The organism is Streptomyces sp. NRRL S-350, from assembly GCF_000719705.1.
In the GTDB taxonomy this organism is placed as follows: Bacteria; Actinomycetota; Actinomycetes; order Streptomycetales; family Streptomycetaceae; genus Kitasatospora.
In genome coordinates, this window is record NZ_JOHO01000017.1 from 69667 (window position 1) to 87932 (window position 18266).

Below are 18266 nucleotides of genomic sequence, written 5' to 3' on the forward strand. Positions count from 1 at the left end.
TCAGCGCCGTTCGATCATCACATTGGTGGACTTGATGACCGCCGTGGCGGGTGCGCCGGGCACCAGGTTCAGTTCCTCCGCCGACTCCCGGCTGATCAGCGACACCACCCGGAACGGCCCGGCCTGGACCTCCACCTGCGCGGCCACGTCGCCGAGCACCACCTGGGTGACGATGCCGGGGAAGCGGTTGCGGGCCGAGGACGGGCGGCCCTCCGCCTCCGCGGTCTCCGGCCGGGCCAGCTCCCGGGCGAAGGCGGCCAGCTCGGCACCGGGGATGATCCGGTGCCCGTGCTCGTCCCGCGCGGCGGCGACCCGGCCGGCGTCCACCCAGCGCCGCATGGTGTCGGCGCTGACGCCGAGCAGCGCCGCGGCCTCGCCGATGCGGTACGGGTTGGCCGGCACCTCGGGCTGGCCCATGTGCGACTCCTGACGGTGGTTCGAGGGACGTCGGGGAACTTCAGGGGACTTCCGGAAACTGCGGGGAACTCCGGGGAGCTCCACGGAGCAGGGCGGGCGGACGGCCGCCCGTGCCCCCGCCGCCATCCTGCCGCACCGGCGGCGCGACCGGGGAGGCCAGGGCCCCCGCGGCCGGCGCCGGCGCGGCTACGGCTCGCCGAAGAGGTCCCGCCGCACCGCGTCCCCGGCGATCAGCACCGCCCCCGCGAGCACCGCTCCGCCGCCCGCCGTCCCGGCCCGCACCTCGGTGCTCAGCGGGGAGAGCCGGGCCAGCCGGCGCTCGACCCGGCCGGCCAGCGCGGCGCCGCCGGCCCGGCCGGTCTCGCCGCCGAGCACCACGCAGCCGGGGTCGAGCACGACGCAGACGCCGGCCGCGCCGATCGCGATCCGCTCGGCCAGTTCGTCCAGGAACCGCCCGCCCGCCTCGCCCGCGTCCAGGGCGGCGCGGACGGCGGCCTCGGCGGCGGGCGCGTCCCCGGCCGGATCGGCGGGCAGCCCGTGCTCTCGGGCCAGGGCGCAGATCGCCGCGCTGCCGACCAGGCCGTGGAAGCCGCCCTCGCAGCCGTCGGCGCTGGGCAGGCCGACGGTGCCGGGGACGGGCAGGAAGCAGATCTCGCCGGTGCCGCCGGAGGCGCCGCGGCGCAGCCGCCCGTCCAGGATGACGGCGGCGCCGACGCTGTGGCCCAGCCACATCAGCACGAAGGTGTCGCGGTCACGGGCGGCGCCGATCCGGTGTTCGGCCCGCCCGGCGAGGTTGACCTCGTTCTCAAGGATGACCTCGGTGCCGGGCAGTTCCGTCAGTGCCGCGTGGAGTTCGGCGTGCCAGGCGGGGAGCTTGCCGGTGCTCCGCAGCCGCCCGGTGGCGGGGTCGACCAGTCCGGGGGCGCCGACCGCGACGGTGTGCAGCCGTTCGACGCCGACTCCCTGCGCGGTCTCCAGCAGGGTGGCGGTGACGGCGGCGGCGGTGCCGGGCGTCCCGCCGCCCTCGACCGGCACCTCGGCGGTGGCGAGGGTCCGCCCGGCGAGGTCGGCGACGACGAGGGAGACGCCGCCGGAGCGGACGTCGAAGGCGGCGATGTGCGCCCGGGAGGCGGCCAGGCCGTAGAGCCGGGCGTTGGGGCCGCGCCGCTGTTCGCCGCGTTCGCCGACGAGGGCCACCAGGCCGGTGCGCTGGAGGCGTTCGAGCAGGTCGGCGACGGTCGGCCGGGACAGGCCGGTGAGGTCGCGCAGCTCGGTCGCGGTCAGGGGGCCCTGTTCGAGCAGGAGGTTGAGCGCCAGCCGGTCGTTGATCGCCCGGGCGGTGCTCGGCGTGGCCGTACGCGCGCTGGTCATGGCCGCTCATCTTTCCAGAGTGTTTCTATCAGGATCCCTTCCTGATAGTTTATCGAACCGTCCACCCACCGGGCACCGTCGCGCCCCGCACCGCGCGACCGGGAGGGAACCCCGATGAGCCACACCACCGCACCACCACCGCAACCGCCGGCCACCCCGCGCCGGGCCCGGGCGAGCATCGCCCTCGTCTTCGGCGTGCACGGCGCCGTCAGCGGCAGCTTCGTCACCCGCATCCCCTGGATCCAGGACCGCCTCGACCTCTCCGCCGGCCAGCTCGGCCTGGCCCTGGTCATGCCCGCCATCGGCTCCTCGCTCGCCATGCCCCTCGCCGGGCGCGTCGTCCACCGCCACGGCGGGCGGGCGGCGGTCCGCGGGCTGATCTCCCTCTGGTGCCTGGCCCTGGCGCTGCCCGCCCTCGCCCCCTCCCTGCCGGTGCTGTGCGCGGCCCTGCTCGCGTACGGGGCCACGGCCGGGATGGCGGACGTCGCGATGAACGCGCAGGGCGTGGAGATCGAGGAACGGCTCGGCCGCTCGATCATGTCCGGCCTGCACGGGATGTGGAGCGCCGGCGGCCTGCTCGCCTCCGGGTTCGGGATCCTCGCCGCCCACCTGGACCTCGACGCCCGGCTGCAGCTGGCCGGCACCGCCCTGGTCCTGCTCGCACTCGCCCAGCCGGTCTGCCGGGGCCTGCCGGACCTGCGGGCCCGGGAGGGCGCGCAGGAGCCGCCGCGCTTCGCGCTGCCGCCGCGCAGCTCGCTGGTGATCGGGCTGGTCGGCTTCTGCGCGGTCTTCGCCGAGGGCGCGTCGATGGACTGGAGCGGCGTCTACCTGCGGGACGTCACCGGCGCCTCGACCACCCTCGCGGCCGCGTCGTACACCGCCTTCTCGCTGACCATGGCGGTCAGCCGCCTCGCCGGGGACGCCGCGATCCGCCGCCTCGGCGCCGTCCGCGCCACCCGGCTCGGCGGTGCCGTCGCCACCGCCGGGGGCCTGCTGGTGGTCGCCGCCGACAGCCCCGCCCTGGCCATCCCCGGCTTCGCGCTCATCGGCATCGGCATCGCCGTCATCGTCCCGCTCGCCTTCGCCGCCGCCGGCCGGATCGGCACCGACGCCAGCCAGGCCATCGCAGGGGTCGCCACCGTCACCTACACCTCCGGCCTGATCGCGCCCGCGGTGATCGGCGCCCTCGCCCAGGCCACCTCGCTGACCGTCTCCTTCGGGCTGGTCACCGCCCTCGCCTTCGCGCTGCTGCTGAGCGCCGGGGCGTTGCGCCGGGCCGAACCGAACTCCACCGCCGTCGCCGCGACCGCGCCGGGAGCGGAGAACCGCGCCGGAAAGGACCTCTCCGCGATATGACGGGGAACTCCTGAGCGGCTCGGCCGCGGGCCTCGCCGACCGCCGGGCGCAGCCGCGCCCGGCGGCGGCACTCCCCACCGGCCACCCCGGGACTTTCCTCACCTCCGGGACGCCCCGCACAACCTCTCCGCGCCCCCGGCCGTCGAACACTGCGTCGCGGCCCGGGACTCCCGGCAACCCTGCCGGGTCTCCTCGCCGGTCCGCGCCGAACGGACCCACGGAGGTCGACCCGATGACCCGTCGCACGCGGCCCGCCGCCGCCACCGCCCTCCTCGCCGCCGCCGCGGTGGCCCTCACCGCCCCGCCCGCCCCGGCGGCACCCGCGACCCCGGCCGCGGCCACGGACTTCGGCCCCGCCGAGATCCGCACCGGGATGTACCCCGGGACGAACGACCTCTGCCTGGAGGTCGCCGACTGGCGCACCGACGACGGCGCCCCGGTCCGGATCTGGACCTGCACCGGCGGCGACAACCAGAAGTGGACCCAGACCGCCGACGGCTGGATCAACCTGCACAGCGGCAAGTGCCTGGAGATCCCCGCCTACGGCACCGACTGGGGCACCCAGGCCGACCAGTGGACCTGCGACGGGGGCTCCAACCAGAAGTGGAGCGACCCGCCCGCGAGCCACCCCGGCACCCCGCGCCGCATCGTGAACGCCTACAGCGGCCTCGTCCTCGACGTCGCCGGCGGCGCCCTGGCCGACGGCACCCCGGTGATCCAGTGGGGGTACCACGCCGGAGCCAACCAGTTCTGGCACTACGACCCCGCGAAGGACCCGTACAGCTGAGCCCGCCGCCAGGCGGGGGCGGACGCCGGGCGGGGGCGGACGCCGGGCGGGGGCGGACGCCGGGGCGCCCCGGCGCACCGGTTACGCTCGGGCGGTGTCCCCGCCCGTTGCCGCCCCCGCACCCCCCGCCGCACCCCGTTCGGCCTGGTGGCGGTTCGCGCTGCTGATCGCGCTGCTCGGCGCGGCCGGCGGCTCGCTGCTGCTGTGGAGCCCGACGGACCTGCTGTCCGGCGGCCTGGCGGACCGGCTGCCGGGGTACTGGTTCGGACCGCTGTTCGCCGTGGTCTACGCGGTGGGGACGCTCGCGTTCGTCCCCCGGCCGGCCCTGAACGCGGCCGCCGGGCTGCTGCTCGGCATCCAGCAGGGCGTCGCGCTGGCGGTCCTCGGCACCACGGTGGGCGCGGCCCTGGCCTTCGGGCTCGGCCGGACGCTCGGGCGCGAGGCGCTCCGCCCCCACCTGCGCGGGAAGGTGCTCGGCGCCCTGGACCGGCGGTTCACCGAGCAGGGCTTCCGCAGTGTGCTGGTGCTGCGGCTGCTGCCCGGCATGCCGTTCCAGGCGGCCAACTACGGTGCGGCCTTCTCCGGCGTCCGCTTCCTGCCGTTCCTGCTCGCCACCGCGATCGGCGTGGTGCCGACCACGGCGGTGTACGTCACGGCGGCGGCCAGCGCGGACCGGCCGGGATCGGCGGCCTTCCTGCTGTCGGCGGGCGTGATCGCCCTGCTCGGGCTGGGCACGCTGGTCGGGCTCTGGCGTACGGCCAAGGGCCGCCGCCGGGCGACGGTCGGCTGAGCGGCCGGGCCCCACGGACCGGACCGGACGGACCGGGCCCCACGGACCGGGCCCTACCGACCGGGCTTCGGCGGCCGGCCGAACAAATCGGTCGCCCACCCCGGCGCCGGGCGCCAGGATGGCGGACATGACCGAAACGAACCCGCGCGTGGACCCGCCGATGGCCGCCGACGAGGCCGCCACCCTCACCGCCTTCCTCGACTTCCACCGCAGCACCCTCGCCGTCAAGTGCGAGGGCCTGAGCGACGACCAGCTGCGGCTGCGGTCCGTCCCGCCGTCCGGCCTCTCACTGCTCGGCCTGGTCCGGCACATGGCCGAGGTCGAGCGCTACTGGTTCCAGGAGATCCTGCTCGGCAAGCAGTTCACCGCCGGCCACTACTGGAGCGAGGCCGACCCGGACGGCGACTTCGACAACGTCGGGACCGCCGACGTCGCCGCCGACTTCGCCACCTGGCGCGCCGAGATCGCGGCCGCCCGCCGCGCCGCCGACGGCCTGCCGCTGGACACCGTCGGCAAGCGGCTGCGCCACGGCCGGGAAGTGACGCTCCGCTGGATCCTCGCCCACATGGTCGAGGAGTACGCGCGGCACAACGGCCACGCGGATCTTCTGCGCGAATCGGTGGACGGCGAGACCGGCGAGTGAACCGCCGGGTGAAATCGTTTCCGCATTGTTGACAGAAGGTCAATTACGCGGCGACCGCTACCGATATGGTCTACGCGCGCAACCGTACGGCGCTGCGCCGCGTCTGCTGTGTGTGCCGGGTCCGCGCAGGTTTCCGGCACGGCACGACGCGTACGCGGGCCGCGAGCGGGCACGGGACCGGTGAACAGTGCGATACTCGGACAGTTCCGACGAGTGGATGACGTGTCAACAACGGCACGCGGCCCCGGGGGACCAGGACGGGACGAGGCAGGGAGGCGCGGCATGGGAGCACTTCGCGACGAGCACCACAACGGGTGGCTGATGCCCTCGGGGAACTACCCGGCCGCGGTGTACGACGACGAGTGGGTCGAGCAGGAGACGGTTCCGGCCGTCGCCGCGCCCGCGAAGATCGTCTCCCTGCGGCCGACGGGCTTCGAGGCGGCCCGGACGGTCGGTGAGCACATCCGGGCGAGCATCCCGGTGGTCATGGACCTCACCGAGATGGACGAGGCCGAGGCCAAGCGCATGGTCGACTTCGCCTCCGGGCTGATCTTCGGCACCCAGGGCGGCATCGAGCGGATCGCCCGCCGGGTCTTCCTGCTCACCCCGGCCGAGGTCGAGGTGATGGTGATCGACCGCCCGCTCGACGACACCGGGTTCTACAACCAGAGCTGAGCCGCCACACCGCGGCACCCCGACCGGGGACGGCACCCGCCGTCTCCGGTTTTTTGCTGCCCCGCGACCGAGGCCCCGCGGATCACCTGAGACTCCGGAATTAATTCTGAGACACCAATGTCTCATGTGAACTACACTCGATTCATGGCCACCGACCGCGACACCGTCCTCGAAGCCGCCGTCAGCGTGCTCTCCCGCCGCCCGACCGCCCACCTGGACGAGATCGCGCGCGCCGCCGGCATCAGCCGCGCCACCCTGCACCGGCTGTTCCCGGGGCGCGAGGCGCTGATCCGCGAGGTCGGCCTGCTCGGCCTGCGCCGGTTCGCCGCCGCGCTGGACACCGCCGGGGTCGAGGACGGCGACGCGGAGGCGGCGCTGCGCCGCCTGGTGGACGCCTCCGTGCCCGACGCCGCACTCTGCGCCTTCCTGGCCGGCGAGAACCAGCTCTACGAGAACGACGACATCAACGACCTCTGGGAGCTCCAGATCGCCCGGCTGCACGCGCTGTTCCTGCGCGGCCAGCAGCAGGGCGCGTTCCGCATCGAGCTGAGCGCCGCCTGGCTGAGCGAGGCCTTCTTCGACCTGGTCGCCGGCGTCGGCTGGTCCATCCAGGACGGCCGGCTCGCCCCGCGCGACGCCGCCTTCTCCCTCACCGAGCTCTTCCTCGGCGGCGCGCTGCGCAGACCGCCCGCCCCGAGCCCCACCACCGGCAGCCCCACCACCGGCAGCGCCACCACCGGCAGCCCCGCCACCGGCGGTCCCACCAGCGACAGTCCCACTGCCCACAGCCCCGCGGACCCCAGCACCCCGGACCGCAGACCGCAGACCGGACACCGATAAGCCATGAGCACCCCGACCGCCCGCCAGCGCTGGACCGGCCTCGCCGTCCTCGTCCTGGCCGTGACCGTGGTCGCCCTCGACGCGACCGTCCTCTCCCTCGCCATCCCGTCGATCAGCGAGACGCTGCGCCCCACCGGCACCCAGCTGCTCTGGATCGGCGACTCCTACTCCTTCGTGCTCGCCGGCCTGCTGGTCAGCATGGGCGCGCTGAGCGACCGCATCGGCCGCAAGCGGCTGCTGCTGGCCGGTTCCGCGGCCTTCGGCGCGGCCTCGCTGCTGGCCGCCTACGCGCCGGGCCCGGGCTGGCTGATCCTCGCCCGCGCGCTGCTCGGCGTGGCCGGCGCGACGATCATGCCCTCCACCCTCTCGCTGATCCGCGGCCTCTTCCCGGACGACCGGGAGCGGGCCACCGCGATCGGCATCTGGGGTGCGGCCGCCACCGCCGGCGCCGCGCTCGGTCCGGTGGTCGGCGGGGCGCTGCTGGAGCACTTCTGGTGGGGCTCGGTGTTCCTGATGAACATCCCCGTGCTGGTCCTGCTGCTGGGCCTCGGCGCCTGGCTGCTGCCGGAGTCCAAGGACCCGAAGCCCGGCCGGTGGGACGTGCCGAGCGTCGTCCTGTCGTTGGCCGGGGTGATCGGCGTGGTGTACGCGGTCAAGGAGGCCGCCGCGCACGGCGTCGGCCGATGGGACGTCCCGGTCGCCTTCCTGCTGGGCGCCGCCGCGCTCACCGGCTTCGTCCGCCGCCAGCTGCGGCTGGAGACCCCGCTGCTCGACGTCCGGCTGTTCCGCGACCGGCGGTTCACCGCGGCCGTGTCGGCCTCGCTGATCTCCCTGGTCGGCCTCTCCGGCGTGATCTTCGTGGTCTCGCAGTACCTCCAGCTGGTCCGGGGCTACCAGCCGCTCCAGGCGGGCCTGGCCGAGCTGCCGGCCTTCGCGGGCTCGGTGGTCGGCGGCCTGCTGACCGCCCGGTTCGCCCGGCGCTTCGGCGCCCGGGCGGCGCTGACCGCCTGCCTGCTGGCGATGGGCCTGGGCGTCGGCGCGCTCGGCTTCCTGCAGCAGGACACCACCTACCTGCTGCTGGCGGCGTCGTTCCTGCTGGTCGGTACGGCCGAGGGCGTGGTCTACACGCTCGGCGCCGACCTGGTGCTGGGAGCCGCGCCCGCCGACAAGGCCGGCGCCGCCTCGGCGGTCTCGGAGACGGCGTACGAGCTGGGCACCGCGCTCGGCATCGCGCTGGTCGGCTCGGTGGTCGGCTCGATCTATGCCGACGGGCTCTCCGTCCCGGCCGGGACGGACCCGGCCGCGGCCGCCCGGGCCGGCGAGTCGCTGGGCGCGGCCGTCGAGACGGCGCGGGGGCTGGCGCCGGAGGTGGCGCAGCCGCTGCTGTCGAGCGCGAAGGAGGCCTTCGTCGGCGGCATGAACAGCGCCGGGCTGCTGGCCGCCGTCCTGCTGGTCGGCGCCGCGGTGACGGCCTGGCGGCTGCTGCGCGGGTCGGCCGGGCCCGGCGCGGCCGCCGAGGAGCCGGCGGAGGTGTCGGAGCAGGTCCCCGTGTGACCGGCCTCGCCGACCGCCGTGACGGCCGCCGTGGAACGGCCGTTCTCCTTTCGAGAACGGCCGTTCCCGCGTTCCGGCGCCCTGCTACTTGGCCCCGAACGGCAGCTCCAGTTCGGCCCAGACCACCTTGCCGTCCCGGGTGAGCCGGCTGCCCCAGCGCTGTGCCAGCTCGCTGACCAGGAACATCCCGCGGCCGCCCTCGTCCTGCTCGGCGAACGGGCGCAGCTGCGGCGTCTGCCCGCCGGCGTCGGCGACCTCGACGGTGAGCACCCGGTCACGGAACAACCTCAGCCGGCGCGGGGCGTCGGCGTGCAGCAGGGCGTTCGTCACCAGTTCGCTGACCAGCAGTTCGGCGTAGTCGGTGAGCGCGGTCAGGCCCCAGGCCTCCAGGGTGGCCCGGGTGAACCGACGGGCCTTGCCCGGCAGCCGGCCGCCGCCGGTGAGCGGCAGGGTGGCGATCCGGTCCGCGGGCAGCGGCAGCACCCGCGCCATGATCATCGCTATGTCGTCCTCCGTGCCGTCGGTGACCAGGGCCCCGAGGACCGCGTCGCAGCTCTCCTCCAGGGTGCGGCCCGGCCCGGCCAGGGTGCGGGCGAGCAGGTCGATCCCGGCGTCCAGGTCCTGGCCGCGCCGTTCGACCAGGCCGTCGGTGTAGAGCGCGACCATGCCGCCCTCGGGGATGGTGAACTCGATCGACTCGAAGCCCACCCCGCCGACGCCCAGCGGCACGCCGGGCGGCACCTCGACCATCTGCGCGGTGCCGTCGGGGGCGACCCGCACCGGCGGCAGGTGGCCGGCCGAGGCGACCTGGAGGGTGCGCTCCAGCGGGTCGTAGACCGCGCAGATGCAGGTGGCGAACTGGCCCTCGCCGATTCCCGAGGCGGTCTCGTCCAGCCGGGTGAGGACCTGCTCGGGCGGCATGTCGAGGGTCGCGAGGGTCCGGGCGACGGTGCGCAGCTGGCCCATCGTGGCGGCGGCGCGGATGCCGTGGCCCATCACGTCGCCCACCACCAGGGCCACCCGCCCGCAGGACAGCGGGACGACGTCGAACCAGTCGCCGCCGACCTCGCTGACGACACTGCTGGGCAGGTAGCGGTAGGCGATCTCCAGGCCGAGGGTGCGGTGCACCTCCTGCGGCAGCAGGCTGCGCTGCAGGGTCAGGGCGGTCTCGCGCTCGCGCCGGTAGAGCCGGGCGTTGTCCAGGGCCAGTGCGGTGCGGGCGACGAGTTCCTCGGCGAGGGCGACGTCGGCGGCGGTGAAGGGCTCGGGGTTGCGCATCCTGATGAACTCGGAGCCGCCGAGCACCATGCCCCGGGCGGTGATCGGCACCATCAGGTACGAGTGGATGCCCGCCGCCATCCCGGGCGCCACCCGGTCCTCGCTGGAGACCAGCCCGCGCAGGACGTCCTCGTCCACGTGGGCGCGCACCAGCGGCTTCCCGCTGCGCAGGCACTGGGTGTAGCTGCGGTCGGGGGCGTACTCGGAGGTCTCGCCGACCACGTCCACGGCGTGCACCAGGCCGGATTCGTAGGACTCCCCGACGGCGACGGCGCGTAGCGTGACGGTCCGGTCGGAGGGGATCGCGCTGGGTTCGGAGCCGCGCAGCACCGGCTCCAGCAGGTCGACGGTGGCGAAGTCGGCGAACCGGGGGACGACGGCCTCGATCAGTTCCTCGGCGGTGCGCTGGAGGTCGAGGGTGGTGCCGATCCGCGCGGTCGCCTCGGCGATGGTGGCCAGGCGTTCCTGGGCGCGGGCGGCGCGGGCCTCGGCCTGGAAGCGCTCGGTGACGTCGGTGATCGAGGAACAGACTCCGAACACCCGGCCGGTGGAGTCCTCCAGCCGGAAGTAGGAGGCGGACCAGGCGCGGTCCCGCTTTGGGTCGCCGGGGACGCGGCCGTGCGAGCGGGCGTCCACGACGGGCCTGCCGGTCGTCAGGACCTGTCTTATGGTCTGCTCGATCTCGGCGCTGTTGAGTCCGGGCAGCACGGCGGATATCCGGCGGCCGAGGTGGGCGGCGACCGGCACGCCGTTCATCCGGGCGAGCGCCTCGTTGAGCCGCACGTAGCGCAGGTCCGAGTCGTAGACGGCCATGCCGATCGGCGAGCGGCCGAAGATGCCGTCCAGCACCGCGAGGTCGGCCTCGATGGCGTGCAGCGCGCGGGTGTCGGAGGCGGTGGCGAGCAGCAGCAGGGTGCCGGCCGGGCCGGCGATCGGGTAGGTGCGGAACTCCAGGTCGACCTTGTGGCCGTCGCGGTGGCGGACCGGGAAGACGCCGGACCAGCCGGTGCCGCCCATGATCCGTTCGAAGAGCTCCAGCACCTCCGCGCGGTCGCCGCCGTCGGTGAGCAGCTGGGCGGCGTAGCTGCCGACGGCCTCGTCGGCGGTGTAGCCGAGCAGGGCCTCGGCGTCCTCGCTCCAGTGCAGGATCAGGCCGTCGCCCTGGAGCAGGGCCGTCGCGAGCGGGACGAGCCGGTGGCCTTCGGGGCGGGTGCCCTCGGGGCGTGCCGGGGGGCCGCCCGGTGCCGGGTCGGCGGCGTCGGTAGCGTCCCACTCGTGTCCGTGCATGATCAGGCAGCACCCCGGTTCGGCTCGTGCCCGGCCGGGCGGGCCTCGCGGTCCGTGCCGGCCGGGATTCTTCTCCAGACTGCACGGACATCGGCCGCCCGGCGACCCCTTGGTCAGGAGTCGTCCGGCCGTTCCCGGTGCACGGGCGTCATGGGCGTACCGGCCGCAGCGTACTCTCCAGAACGCCCGCCCACTGCCGGATCACTCCGGATCGTCGGAGGCTGTCGTCGGTGAGCAGGTTGGCCAGGCCCAGTCCGCGGGCGAGGTCCAGGGTGGCCTGTACGGATTCGCGCACGCCGGGGTGGCTCTCGTCGGTGCCGAGGAACTCCACGGCGGCCCGGTGGGCCTCCCGGCCGACGTGGCCCTCCAGGGCGACGATCCGCTCGCGCAGCCCCTCCTCGGTGGCGGCGGCGGTCCACAGGTGGAGGGCGGCGCGGAACAGCGGGCCGGTGTAGAGGCGCACGATCATGTCGACCACGGCCAGGGTGCGGTCGGGGCCGACGGCCGGCAGCTCGTCCGCGTGGGCGCGGACGGCTGCCAGCCGCTCGGCGGTGACGTGCTCGACGGCCGCGGTGAAGAGGTCCTCGCGGGTCGGGAAGTGGTGCTGGGCGGCGCCCCGGGAGACACCGGCGCGCTCGGCGACCACGGTGACGGTGGAGCCGTTCCAGCCGAGTTCGGCCAGGCAGTCCACGGCCGCCGCGAGCAGCCGGGCCCTGGTCGCGCGGCTGCGGTCCTGCTGGGGGGTGCGGGCGGCGGGGTGGCTGGCCATGGCTGCTGGCGGCTCCTGTTCCGGTGCGGGCGCGGCGGGTCGATCCTCACAGACGGGCGCCGGTCGCCGCCCGCCGGGGGCCTGCGGGCTCAGTGGGCGGCGGCGCGCGCGGCCTCGCGGGCGCGCAGTTCGCGGCGGAGGATCTTGCCGGCCGCGGACTTGGGGACGGCGTCGACGAACTCCACCGCGCGGACCTTCTTGTACGGCGCGACCTGCCCGGCGACGTACCAGATCACCTCCTCGGCGGTCAGCCGGCTGCCCGGGGTGCGGACCACGAAGGCCTTGGGGCACTCGGTGCCCTCCGCGTCCGGGACGCCGATCACGGCCGCGTCGGCGATCTGCGGGTGGCCGAGCAGGACGGCCTCCAGCTCTGCGGGCGCGACCTGGTAGCCCTTGTACTTGATCAGTTCCTTCACCCGGTCGACGATGTGCAGGTAGCCGCGCTCGTCGACGTAGCCGACGTCGCCGGTGTGCAGCCAGCCGTCGGCGTCGATCACGGCGGCGGTCTCGCGGGGGCGGCCGAGGTAGCCCTTCATCACCTGGGGGCCGCGGATCAGCAGCTCGCCGCGCTCGCCGGGCCCGAGGTCGTCACCGGAGCCGTCCAGGGCGGCGATCCGCAGCTCGGTGGAGGGGACCATCCGGCCGACCGAGCCGCGCGGGGGGTCGCCCTCCCGGGGGGAGACCACGTGGGTGACCGGGGAGAGCTCCGTCATGCCGTAGCCCTGGAGCAGGTGCGGCAGGCCGAGGCGCCGGGCGCAGGCGTCGGCCAGCTCGCGGTCCAGCGGGGCGGCGGCGCACAGCAGGTACTCGACGGAGGAGAGGTCGTAGCGCTCCACGACCGGGTGCTTGGCCAGGGCGAGCGCGATCGGCGGGGCCACCACCAGGGCCTGCACCCGGTGCTCCTCGACGGCGCGGCAGAACTGCTCCAGGTCGAAGCGGGGCAGCACGACCACGGTGGCGCCGCAGCGCAGCGGCTGGTTGAGCAGCGCGGCCAGGCCGTAGATGTGGAAGAAGGGCAGGACGGCGAGCACCCGCTCGCCCTCGGCGGGGCGGTAGAGGGCGTCGCACTGGGCGAGGTTGGTGGCGATCGAGCGGTGGGTGAGCATCACGCCCTTGGGCAGGCCGGTGGTGCCGCTGGAGTACGGCAGCACGGCGATGTCCTCGCCCGGGTCGATGGCGACCTCGGGGGCGGGGCCGGGGGTGGCGAGCAGGTCGGCGAGCGAGCGGTGGCCGTCGGCGCCGTCCAGGACGAGGACCTCGGCCAGCGGGCGGCCCTGCTCGGCGAGCAGGGCGGCGGCGGCCTCGGCGGTCGGCAGGAACGGGGAGACGGTGACCAGCCGGCGGGCGCCGCTGTCGCGGAGCTGGCCGGCGAGTTCGGCGGGCGTGGCCAGTGAGGACACGGTGGTCACGGTGGCGCCGGCCCGGGTGGCGCCGTAGTAGGCCATCGGGTAGGCGATCGAGTTGGGGCTGAAGAGGGCGATGACGTCTCCCCGGCGCACCCCTGATCCGGCCAGGCCGGCGGCGACCCGCTCGACGGCGGCGGCGAGCTGCGCGTAGCTGACCCGCTCGCCGGTGAGGCCGTCGATCAGGGCGGGCCGGTCGCCGTACCGGGCCGCGTCGCCGAGCACTGCCTCGTGGACCGGCAGGTCGGCCACGGGGACGTCCGGGAATTCGCTTCGGAACACCAAGGTAAGCCTCCAGTAAGGAAGTTGACGCAGCAACAAAACCGGCGGTGGATCGCTTCGGGGCGCGTTCAGGAGCATACGGACAGTCAGGGGGGAGGCTGGGCCATTGTGGGGAACCGGAGGCGGCGTGCGCGTGGCGCAGTTGCCCCGGAGGGCGCCCCCACGGACGGTGTTGGACCACGGCCGCCCGCCCCCGGGTGCGGCCCCGGACCCTGGAGCACCCCACCGTGAGCACGACCTCCCCTCCCTTGCCCCCGACCCGCCGACTCCTCGCCGCCGCCGGCGCCGCCCTCGCGCTCACCCTCGGCGCGGGCCCCGCCGCGTTCGCCGCGCCGGGCGACAACGGCGACGTCAAGGTGCACGACAGCACCACGCCGGTGGACAGCCAGAACGACGACCCGAAGGTCTGCCGGTTCTACCTGGACGCCTTCAACTTCGACACCGTCCAGCTGGTCAGCTGGACCATCTCGCAGCAGCCGCCGACCGGCACCGCGCAGGTGCTCGCCGGGACGATCGTGCTGGCCAACGGCACCGGCGCGACCCAGACGTACAGCCTTCCGGACGGGCACTACAAGCTCGACTGGACGTTCGTGGGCGAGAGCGGCAGCGCGAAGCACAAGGTCTTCGACGTCTCCTGCGCCACCTCGTCGCCGTCCCCCTCCGGATCGCCGTCGCACTCCTCCCCCGGCGGATCGCCGAGCGGCGGGCCGCACGGCGGGGTGGGCACCGGTGGCGGCGGCACCTCCGGCTCCGATGCCGCCGAGGTGGTGGGCGGCGTCGCGCTGGTCGTCGGCGCGGGCGGGATCGCCCTCCGCTCGATGCGCCGCCGTCCCGGACGCAATGCCGAGTCCTGACCGGCGCACCCGTGCGCGGCGCGGCGGCCCCCGTCCCTGGCGGGCGGGGGTCGCCGCGCTGGCGCTCGCGACGGGCGGCGCCTGGCTCGTGCACGACGGCACCGCCGACCGGGGCGGCCCGCCGCTGCCGCCCGAGCCCCCGGCGACCGCCGCGCCGCCGGCCGCCGCACCCGCCGCCACGCCTGTCCCGGCGCCCGCACCGGCAGCGGTCGCCGCGCCGCCGGTGCCGGCCTCGCCCCCCACCAGGATCCGGATCCCCTCGATCAAGGTCGACGCCCCGGTGACCGGCCTCGGCCTGACCGCCTCGGGGCAGCTGGGCACCCCGCCCATGGAGCAGCGCAACCTCACCGGCTGGTACCGGGACGGCGCCGCGCCCGGCGCCGCCGGGGCCGCCATCGTCGTCGGGCACGCCGACAACCGCAGCGGGCCGGCGGTCTTCTACCGGCTCGGGCTGCTCCGCCCGGGCGACACCGTCGAGGTGGTCCGCAAGGACCGGCGCACCGCGGTGTTCACCGTGGACTCCGTACGGGTCTTCCCGAAGAAGGACTTCCCGGACGCCCTGGTGTACGGCGGCGGCGCCGGCCGGGCCGAGCTGCGGCTGATCACCTGCGGCGGGAAGTTCGACCGCAAGACCGGCTACGAGGCCAACACCGTGGTGTTCGCCCACCTGTCCTCGGCGCGGTGAGCGGCGCTCGCGCACGCCCGGCTCAGTACGACCTGGGCAGGCCCAGGGTGTGCTGGGCGACGTAGTTGAGCACCATCTCCCGGCTGACCGGGGCGACCCGGCCGACCCGGGTCGCGGCCAGCAGCGCGCCCAGCCCGTACTCCTGGGTGAGGCCGTTGCCGCCGAGGGTCTGCACCGCCTGGTCGACCGTACGGGCGGCGGCCTCCCCGGCCGCGTACTTGGCCATGTTGGCGGCCTCCCCCGCGGCCGCGTCCTCGCCCGCGTCGTAGAGCAGCCCGGCCTTCTGGGTCATCAGCCGGGCCAGCTCGATCTCCACCGCGCACTGGGCCAGCGGATGGGCCAGCCCCTGGTGGGCGCCGATCGGGGTCGACCAGACGGTGCGGGTCTTCGCGTACTCGACGGCCTTGCCGAGGGCCTGGCGGGCGAGGCCGAGCGAGAAGGCGGCGGTGAGGATCCGCTCGGGGTTGAGGCCGGCGAAGAGCTGCAGCAGGCCCGCGTCCTCGTCCCCGACCAGGGCGTCGGCGGGCAGCCGGACGTCGTCCAGGAAGACCTGGAACTGCTTCTCGGGGGCGACGAGTTCCATCGGGATCGGCCGGAACTCGAAGCCGGGGGTGTCGCGGGGGACGACGAACAGGCAGGGCTTGAGCCTGCGGCCGCCCGCGGTGTCCGCGGCCTCGGTGCGGGCGACGAACAGCACGGCGTCGGAGTGGTCGATGCCGGACACGAAGACCTTGCGACCGGTCAGCAGCCAGTCCTCGCCGTCCCGGCGGGCCACGGTGGAGATCCGGTGCGCGTTGGAGCCCGCGTCCGGCTCGGTGATGCCGAAGGCCATCCTGCGGCTGCCGTCGGCGAGCCCGGGCAGCCAGCACCGCTTCTGCTCCTCGGTGCCGAAGCGGGCGATCACGGTGCCGCAGATCGCCGGCGAGACGATGAGCAGCAGCAGCGGGCAGCCGGCGGTGCCCAGCTCCTCGAGGACGATCGCGAGGTCGGTGATGCCGCCGCCCCCGCCGCCGTACTCGGCGGGCAGGTTGACGCCGAGGTAGCCGGCCTTGCCGGCCTCCGCCCACAGTTCGTCGGCGGGCTCGCCGGCCCGGGCCTTGGCGAGGTAGTAGGCGGAGCCGTAGCGGCGCCCGAGGTCGCCGACGGCCTGGCGCAGGGCACGGCGTTCGGGGGTTTCGAGGAGCTGACTGCCGATGGCGGACATGCGGGGTCCTTCCTCAGACGGTGGCGGGGTCGGCCGGTTGCACGACGGCGAGCAGGGTGCCGAGCTCCACCTGCCGACCCGGGGTGGCGCGCAGTTCGACGAGGACGCCGTCGGCGGGGGCGGTGACGCGGTGCTCCATCTTCATCGCCTCCAGCACGAGCAGCGGCTGGCCGGCGGTGACGGTGTCGCCCACGGCGGCGGTGGTGCGGACGACGGTGCCGGGCATCGGGGCGAGCAGTGCCCCCGGCTCGGTGCGGGCGGCGGGGTCGGGGAAGCGCGGGAGGGCGGTGAGCGCGGTGCTGCCGAGCGGCGAGTCCACGTACACCCGGTCGCCGTAGCGGGCGACGCGGTAGCTGCGCCGCACCTCGCCCTCGCGCAGGACGACCAGCTCGGGGGTGGCCTCGATCAGCCCGGTCTCGGGATGTCCCTCGGCCTCGAGGCCCGCGCGGGTCAGGCGGTAGCGGACCTGCGACTCGGCGCCGTCGGCCGACCGGTAGCGCTTTAGCTGCGGCTGGGAGGGCAGGTTGCGCCAGCCGGACGGGAGCGCGGTGCGCCGGGCGGCGGCGTCGGCGAGGGCGGCGGCCAGGGCGGCCCGCCCGGCGCCCCGGGCGTCCGGAGCGGTGAGTTCGGCCCCGTGCTCCGTCAGGAAGCCGGTGTGCAGGCGCTCGGCCAGGAAGTCCGGGTGCCGCAGCGCCCGGACCAGCAACTCCCGGTTGGTGGACGGGCCGTGGATCCGGGCACGGGCCAGTGCGTCGGCCAGGCGGCGGGCGGCGGCGGCGCGGGTCGGCGCCCAGGCGATCACCTTGGCGAGCATCGCGTCGTAGTGCGGGGTGATCTCGGCGCCGTCCGCGACACCGGAGTCCAGCCGCACCCCCCGGCCGGTGAACTCCTCGTACGGAACGGTGAGTTCGAGCCGGCGCAGGGTGCCCGTGGCGGGCTGCCACTGCCTGGCCGGGTCCTCCGCGTACAGTCGGGCCTCGATCGCGTGGCCGCTCGGCGCGGGCGGCTCCGGCGGCAGCTCCGCCCCTTCGGCGACGGCGAGTTGGAGGGCGACCAGGTCCAGTCCGGTGACCGCCTCGGTGACCGGGTGTTCGACCTGCAGGCGGGTGTTCATCTCCAGGAACCAGAATCCGCCGTCCTCGGCGAGCAGGAACTCCGCGGTGCCCGCGCCGACGTAGCCGATCGCCCGGGCCGCGCTCACCGCCGCGGCGTGCAGCTCGGCCCGCACCCGCGCCGGAACGCCCGGGGCGGGCGCCTCCTCGATCACCTTCTGGTGCCGCCGCTGCAGCGAGCAGTCCCGGTCGCCGACCGCCCAGACCGTGCCGTGCGCGTCGGCCAGCAACTGGACCTCGACGTGCCGCCCGGCGGGCAGGTAGCGCTCGCAGAACACCTCGTCCGAGCCGAAAGCCTTGGCGGCCTCGGCGCGGGCGGCCGCCAGTTCGCCGGGCAGCTCCGCGAGGCTGCGCACCACCCGCATGCCGCGGCCGCCGCCGCCCGCCGCCGCCTTGACCAGGACCGGCAGATCGGCCTCGGCCGGCTCGGCGAGCGCGCCGAGGACGGGCACGCCGGCCGCGGCCATCAGCCGCTTGGCGGCCGTCTTGGAGCCCATCGCGGCGATCGCGGCCGGCGGCGGGCCCACCCAGACCAGGCCCGCGTCCAGCACGGCCTGCGCGAACTCGGCGTTCTCGGACAGGAATCCGTAGCCGGGGTGGACGGCGTCGGCCCCGGCGGCGAGCGCGGCACGGATGATCAGGTCCGCGCGCAGGTAGGTGTCGGCGGGCGCCGCCCCGGGCAGCCGGACCGCCGTGTCGGCCTCGCGCACGTGCGGGGCGTCCGCGTCCGGATCGGAGTGGACGGCGGTCGTCGCGATGCCGAGCTCCCGGCAGGTGCGGAAGACCCGGCGGGCGATCTCGCCCCGGTTGGCGACCAGCAGGTTGCCGATCGACGCCGTCGACGGCATCGGTGCGGTGGAGGCCGCGGACGTCGCGGATGCGGTGGACGCTGTGGATGTCGTGGATGTCGTGGATGTCGTGGATGTCGCGGATGTCGCGGATGTCGTCGACCTCATGGT

The 18266-nt window shown here is 75.3% G+C and carries 16 protein-coding genes; 9 read left to right on the forward strand and 7 right to left on the reverse strand.

The features are described from left to right. Together IF30_RS0118005 and IF30_RS0118010 are read right to left on the reverse strand one after the other, a co-directional pair. Entirely contained in the window at positions 1 to 417 is a 417-nt protein-coding gene (locus IF30_RS0118005) for a TOBE domain-containing protein (RefSeq protein ID WP_030239076.1), read from the reverse strand. A 186-nt stretch (positions 418 to 603) separates the two neighbouring features. Then, positions 604 to 1788 (reverse strand): ROK family transcriptional regulator, encoded by a 1185-nt coding sequence (locus IF30_RS0118010; protein WP_030239080.1) that lies wholly within the window; start codon positions 1786 to 1788, stop codon positions 604 to 606. Between the two features lie 114 nt (positions 1789 to 1902). Here IF30_RS0118010 and IF30_RS0118015 point away from each other — a divergent pair, with 114 nt between their 5' ends. The 7 genes from IF30_RS0118015 (at position 1903) to IF30_RS0118045 (ending at position 8433) form a co-directional block, all read left to right on the forward strand. Then, positions 1903 to 3144 carry an MFS transporter gene (locus IF30_RS0118015; protein WP_051710538.1) on the forward strand — a complete coding sequence of 414 codons (1242 nt, stop codon included), beginning with the start codon at positions 1903 to 1905 and terminating at the stop codon, positions 3142 to 3144. A gap of 232 nt (positions 3145 to 3376) precedes the next feature. Then, the gene (locus tag IF30_RS0118020; protein WP_030239085.1) at positions 3377 to 3931 is read left to right on the forward strand and encodes an RICIN domain-containing protein; all 555 of its coding nucleotides are present in this window, start codon (positions 3377 to 3379) and stop codon (positions 3929 to 3931) included. Positions 3932 to 4025: 94 nt separating this feature from the next. Further along, positions 4026 to 4721: a TVP38/TMEM64 family protein gene (locus IF30_RS0118025; protein ID WP_037900345.1), complete on the forward strand. Its 696-nt coding sequence runs from the start codon at positions 4026 to 4028 to the stop codon at positions 4719 to 4721. Positions 4722 to 4848: 127 nt separating this feature from the next. Beyond that, positions 4849 to 5364, forward strand: coding sequence for a DinB family protein (locus IF30_RS0118030; protein WP_030239091.1), 516 nt, complete (start codon positions 4849 to 4851; stop codon positions 5362 to 5364). A 282-nt stretch (positions 5365 to 5646) separates the two neighbouring features. Further along, entirely contained in the window at positions 5647 to 6039 is a 393-nt protein-coding gene (locus tag IF30_RS0118035; protein ID WP_051710541.1) for a cell division protein SepF, read from the forward strand. 144 nt (positions 6040 to 6183) lie between these two features. After that, entirely contained in the window at positions 6184 to 6879 is a 696-nt protein-coding gene (locus IF30_RS0118040) for a TetR/AcrR family transcriptional regulator (RefSeq protein WP_107054432.1), read from the forward strand. 3 nt (positions 6880 to 6882) lie between these two features. Next, positions 6883 to 8433 carry an MFS transporter gene (locus tag IF30_RS0118045; RefSeq protein ID WP_037900347.1) on the forward strand — a complete coding sequence of 517 codons (1551 nt, stop codon included), beginning with the start codon at positions 6883 to 6885 and terminating at the stop codon, positions 8431 to 8433. Positions 8434 to 8517: 84 nt separating this feature from the next. On the opposite strand, the gene IF30_RS0118050 is transcribed toward IF30_RS0118045, so the two are convergent. The 3 genes from IF30_RS0118050 to IF30_RS0118060 all read right to left on the reverse strand — a co-directional run bounded on the left by IF30_RS0118050 (position 8518) and on the right by IF30_RS0118060 (position 13455). Next, positions 8518 to 10998, reverse strand: coding sequence for a SpoIIE family protein phosphatase (locus tag IF30_RS0118050; RefSeq protein WP_063752686.1), 2481 nt, complete (start codon positions 10996 to 10998; stop codon positions 8518 to 8520). Between the two features lie 148 nt (positions 10999 to 11146). After that, on the reverse strand, positions 11147 to 11767 hold the full coding sequence (locus IF30_RS0118055; RefSeq protein ID WP_030239107.1) for a TetR/AcrR family transcriptional regulator: 621 nt from the start codon (positions 11765 to 11767) through the stop codon (positions 11147 to 11149). Between the two features lie 89 nt (positions 11768 to 11856). After that, entirely contained in the window at positions 11857 to 13455 is a 1599-nt protein-coding gene (locus IF30_RS0118060) for a 4-coumarate--CoA ligase family protein (protein WP_030239110.1), read from the reverse strand. 224 nt (positions 13456 to 13679) lie between these two features. Between IF30_RS0118060 and IF30_RS0118065 the strand changes: the two genes are divergently transcribed. Both IF30_RS0118065 and IF30_RS0118070 read left to right on the forward strand, forming a co-directional pair. Next, positions 13680 to 14306 (forward strand): hypothetical protein, encoded by a 627-nt coding sequence (locus IF30_RS0118065; RefSeq protein WP_234322741.1) that lies wholly within the window; start codon positions 13680 to 13682, stop codon positions 14304 to 14306. After that, positions 14293 to 14991 (forward strand): class F sortase, encoded by a 699-nt coding sequence (locus IF30_RS0118070; protein ID WP_030239115.1) that lies wholly within the window; start codon positions 14293 to 14295, stop codon positions 14989 to 14991. Before IF30_RS0118065 ends, IF30_RS0118070 begins: the two co-directional genes overlap by 14 nt. Positions 14992 to 15013: 22 nt before the next feature. Here IF30_RS0118070 and IF30_RS0118075 read toward each other — a convergent pair whose 3' ends face one another. Next, a complete protein-coding gene (locus tag IF30_RS0118075; protein WP_030239118.1) occupies positions 15014 to 16195 on the reverse strand; it encodes an acyl-CoA dehydrogenase family protein in 1182 nt (393 codons plus the stop codon). A 13-nt stretch (positions 16196 to 16208) separates the two neighbouring features. After that, positions 16209 to 18155 (reverse strand): acetyl/propionyl/methylcrotonyl-CoA carboxylase subunit alpha, encoded by a 1947-nt coding sequence (locus IF30_RS0118080; protein WP_030239122.1) that lies wholly within the window; start codon positions 18153 to 18155, stop codon positions 16209 to 16211. Positions 18156 to 18266: the final 111 nt, after the last annotated feature.